4 protein-coding genes are annotated in these 4,491 nt (G+C 56.9%); 2 read left to right on the top strand and 2 right to left on the bottom strand.

Annotated features, from left to right (window positions below; genetic code table 11):
* The first annotated feature begins 298 nt into the window (after window positions 1–298).
* Window positions 299–586 carry a DUF1236 domain-containing protein gene (locus ATY29_RS33420; RefSeq protein ID WP_097537526.1) on the top strand — a complete coding sequence of 96 codons (288 nt, stop codon included), beginning with the start codon at window positions 299–301 and terminating at the stop codon, window positions 584–586.
* Window positions 587–634: 48 nt separating this feature from the next.
* Here the strand turns inward: ATY29_RS33420 and ATY29_RS33425 are convergent, their stop codons facing one another.
* On the bottom strand, window positions 635–1,783 hold the full coding sequence (locus ATY29_RS33425) for a glycosyltransferase family 2 protein (RefSeq protein ID WP_097537527.1): 1,149 nt from the start codon (window positions 1,781–1,783) through the stop codon (window positions 635–637).
* 314 nt (window positions 1,784–2,097) lie between these two features.
* On the opposite strand from ATY29_RS33425, the gene ATY29_RS33430 reads away from it, so the two are divergent.
* Window positions 2,098–4,272: a putative bifunctional diguanylate cyclase/phosphodiesterase gene (locus tag ATY29_RS33430; RefSeq protein ID WP_097537528.1), complete on the top strand. Its 2,175-nt coding sequence runs from the start codon at window positions 2,098–2,100 to the stop codon at window positions 4,270–4,272.
* A gap of 19 nt (window positions 4,273–4,291) precedes the next feature.
* On the opposite strand, the gene ATY29_RS38125 is transcribed toward ATY29_RS33430, so the two are convergent.
* The gene (locus tag ATY29_RS38125) at window positions 4,292–4,453 is read right to left on the bottom strand and encodes a hypothetical protein (protein WP_244597492.1); all 162 of its coding nucleotides are present in this window, start codon (window positions 4,451–4,453) and stop codon (window positions 4,292–4,294) included.
* Window positions 4,454–4,491: the final 38 nt, after the last annotated feature.

The raw sequence follows: 4,491 nt of genomic DNA on the forward strand, positions 1-4,491 counted from the left end.
TTCGAGAAAGCGTTCTCGGGCGCGGCTGGAATTGGAAAAGGGGTTCATGATCATGTTGCACCGGATCCATCAAGCCGCGAGCGGATGATCTCGATACTATAACGGACATCGCCGTATTGCCATCGAGGCCGTGATGTTCCGTTGAGCGCGGTCTCCGTTCAACTATCGGACATTCTGCAGATCATGCTGGCAAATGTCGCCTACCGACTGCCCGAACGTACCTGCAGTCATTCCGACGGAGGAACCATATCCTGCCGGTAGCGTTTTGCCGTGACACTCAAGATCCTGGGAGGATAACATGAAAATACTGGTCATCTCTGCGGCATCGGTGTTTCTGGCGCTCGGCGGAACGGCGGTCGCCCAGACGACGACGGTCGTCGTTCCCGGCGAGGTCAAAACCTACGTCATGAAACAGGAAACGCCATCCGTCATGTTTGAAGGCGACGTCGCAGTCGGCACGACGCTTCCTGACACCGTCGAGATCCACACAATCCCTGATCAACCTGATTACGGTTATGTAGTCGTCAATAAGAAGCGTGTTCTCGTCAATCCGAAGACCCGCGCGGTAATTGAAGTCGTCCAATAATAGCATGAAAGAATCGCGGGCCTGCTTCCATGGCCCGCGGTTTCTCCATCATTCCGTCATCAGGTTCTCTTCCACCTCGGGTGCAAGAGTTGAATTCAGACTTGCGTCCACCGCAGCCAGCCGCATCAGGTGACGTCTAAACCGCGACGTCTTGTTGGGGCATTCCGGAAACGAAGGAACAACCTGATCGTAGAATTTCACCGTGTTCATTCGCAGTGAATCTTCGCCGATCGCTATGACCGATGCGGGACGACGGTGTTGCATCACACGCAGGCTCTTCTCGCGAAGAAGCCGAACCACGAACTGCGGATCGCTTCGCAATATCGGCAAAATGGTCAAAAGCGACAAATAAGCTCGCCGAGCCTGTCGGAATTCCCAAAACGCATATTTGCGAGTGGCGTCGATTGCACTTCCGATCGCGTATCGGGGGAGATTCGGGTTTGCGGCCACCGAACGCCTAACGACTTCCAAGGCGCTTTTGCCCATTCGCAGGTGATTGGACGACATGCTGCCGGGATGCTTTCGATATCCCACCAGCCGCTCGGGAACGACTTCGATGAAGTAGCGTGCGGCCAGCTTGAGTTCGAAATCGAGATCTTCGCAGCCTCCAATGCCGGCAGCCGCATATGAGCTATCAAACCCACCGATCTCAAGCGCAGCGTCCCGACGGACGAGAAGCGCGCTTCCATTACCTATATATTTAAGATTCAGATGCCGGGCATAGATATATCCTCTGGCGATATCGGAACTGCCGGGGCGAATGATCTCGTCGTCCTCGTTGATGACGTAGTGCAGCGTGTAGACCGCAGCCCACCGCGAGGACAAGCGCTTAAGAGCGTTCACCTGCTTTTCGGTTTTCGTGGGGTGCCAGAGATCGTCTGCGTCGAGGAATGCCACAAATCGACCTGTTGATGCCTCGATCCCAGTATTCCTTGCGGCCGCGACACCGCGGTTCGGTGTGGACAGGAGGCGGATGCGCGAGTCCGACATCGCTGTTTGCTCGACGAGTTTTGCCGTGTCGTCCGTGGAACCGTCATTGACGACGATAATCTCCAAGGCAGTGTAGGTCTGGTGCATAGCGGAGCGAAGCGTGCGCTCAATATAGGTGGAAGCGTTGAAGGCCGGGATGACCACTGAGACCAAAGGCTGGTCAGAATTAAAGGCCCTTCGTCGATCCTCATCTGTACCTGAAATCATTGCAGATCTCTCGCCACGTCAACCAGATGAAGGGGCTACGCTAGTAATCACTGCCGTTCTCCTACATTCAGTTCGTAGCGGGCAAATCCCAGCCGCCGACAATGTTGGAAGATCTCCTTCAACATGCCTACACTCCACCTTTGTTGTGCGGGCGCAAAGGGACTTTCGTCCGACATAGACCCTCTCCTTTCGTAGAATGGATAGGCATGTCATCCACCGCCGACAAGACTGAAAGGAAGTGCTAACCAAACCCCTTCCGCGTGCTTTAACGCTCCCTGTTTTACGGTCTGCGAACATAGAAGGACGTAATGCAGATGAATTGGCAGGCGCGGTCGCAGTGGGTTTTAAAATGGGTTCTCCCGGCAGCCACGTCATTGATCATAGGCTGCGTTCTTTTTGGTACCCTGCAATGGGCCGCAGGGCAGACCGATATGGTTGCGGAGGCCCGCCAGCGGGATCTCGTCAAACTGATCGTCTCGAAGATGCAGGCTAGCGTTGCTCATGATCAGGAGAGCGCGACGGTCTGGGACGACGCTGTTCGTAAAACCGACGCGCGGGATCTGGAATGGCTCAAGTCAAACCTGGGCGATTGGATGCACACCTACTTCGGGCATGACGCGGCCATCGTACTTTCGGCCGACCATAGCCCGATCTATGAGTTCATTGCGCCCTCGGATAGCGCTTTGACGCCGGATGATCTCCGCGCCGCTTATACGCCGCTGGCGGATGCATTGCAGAAACGACTTGCCGCTGGCGACGCTGAAGGGGTCACGGACCAGGTGCTCTCAATCGGCGAAAGCGACCTTACATATGTAGGGCGGCGACCGGCGATCGTGAGCGTCAAGCCAATCGTCTCGGACACGGGCGACATCGAGCAACAGCCGGGGGAGCAAAATCTCCATGTCGCTGTGAGGTTCCTCGATCGAAGTTTCGTATCCGAGATCGGAAAGGACTACCAGTTTACCGAAATGCGGTTTTCGGATGACGCTCCGACCGACGCCGAGCACTCATTCGTTCCATTGAAGTCTCGTTCGGGCGCCGCTATCGGCTACTTCACCTGGCGCCCATTTCGTCCTGGTGCGAGTGTGATGGAAGCGACCCTGCCGGCTGTCGGCCTGGCCGCCGTTGCCATCTTCGTCGCGGCCAACCTGTTCGGGCATGCGATCTGGAGACGTTCAGCACGCCTCGCCTCGAGTCGTGAGGAGCTCCAGCGTCTGGCTTCGCGCGATCCGCTGACTGGCCTTTTCAACCGCGCCCATTTCAGCACCGAACTCGCCGCCCGGCTTGGGGCGGCTTCCCAGAACCAGTGCCACTGCGTGCTGTTCATCGACCTCGACCGGTTCAAAGCGGTCAACGATACTTTCGGGCACCCGACGGGGGACAAGCTCATCTCACTCGTGGCCCAGCGCATGAACGAGATCATGCCGGCGGCGCTCATCGGCCGCATCGGAGGTGACGAATTCACCGTGCTGCTCGAAGAAGCCGACGGTCAACTGGCCGACGCCGCCTGCGCACGGATCGTACAGCGTCTGCGAGAGCCTTTCGAGATCGATGGAGCCCATATCGTCATTGGTGCAAGTGTCGGAGCTGCGCTTGCAGCCGGCCCGGCGGATCCATCGGAACTCACCCGTCAGGCTGACATAGCTCTCTATCACGCAAAGGCTGCGGGTCGGAACACCTTCGCGATATTCGGAGGCCATATGGACGAACTGCTGCGCAGGCGTCGGAAGCTTGAACAAGACCTTCGACTGGCGCTCGAGACGAGGTCTCAGCTGGAGACCTTTTATCAGCCGGTATATTCGGCGGAGCACAAGGGCCTGTCATCCATGGAAGCGCTTGCCCGCTGGAAGCATCCTGAACAAGGTTTCATCGCTCCGGACGTCTTCATCCCCGTTGCCGAGGAAATCGGCCTTATCCAGGAAGTCGGCGCCATGGTGCTCGAAGATGCCTGCAGTGTCATGGCCGACCTTCCTTCCATCTCGATGGCAATCAACGCGTCGACGCTGGAACTCTGTTCCGACGGTTATGCCCTTCGTGTCTTGTCCAGATTGGCGAAATGGAACATCGATCCGAAGAGGCTGGAAATAGAAATCACCGAGACCTTGGCTTTTGGTGGAGAAGCACACAGCGATCGGAACATTGCTATGCTCCGAAATGCGGGTGTGCGAATCGCGATCGACGACTTCGGAACGGGTTACTCATCCTTCTCGAGAGTGCAGAATGTCATGATCGACAGGATCAAGATCGACAAGTCGTTCATCGATTCAGTGCAAGGAGAGAGCAAGCCGCTCATCGAGGCGATGATCAATATGGCCCGAGCGAAAGGTCTAAAGACCACGGCTGAAGGAGTGGAAACGGACGAACAGAGCGACGCCTTAGTGGCCCTTGGGTGCGACAGCCTGCAAGGTTTCCTGATCTCGCGGCCTCTTGCCCGCGCGGCCGTCATCGATTTGTACAACGGAAGCGGGAAGCGAACATTTACTGCCTGAAGCGGGGAAGGGCAATCTGTCAGTGGAGTACGGCAATCACGGGAATTCCGGCTTCCTCCGCCGCGCGAATGGGCGCGGCACGCGCTGTCGCCGGCCATGCGGCGACAAGAGCCTTTATTCCCAAGAAGCGCCCGACATGGATCACTTCACCAGGGAGGTTCTGACTGGAGTTCAGCAACATGGCTAAAACCTCCCTGATGTCCTTTCAACAAGGATCAG

The sequence above is a fragment of the Rhizobium hidalgonense genome, assembly GCF_002914525.1.
GTDB lineage: Bacteria > Pseudomonadota > Alphaproteobacteria > Rhizobiales > Rhizobiaceae > Rhizobium > Rhizobium hidalgonense.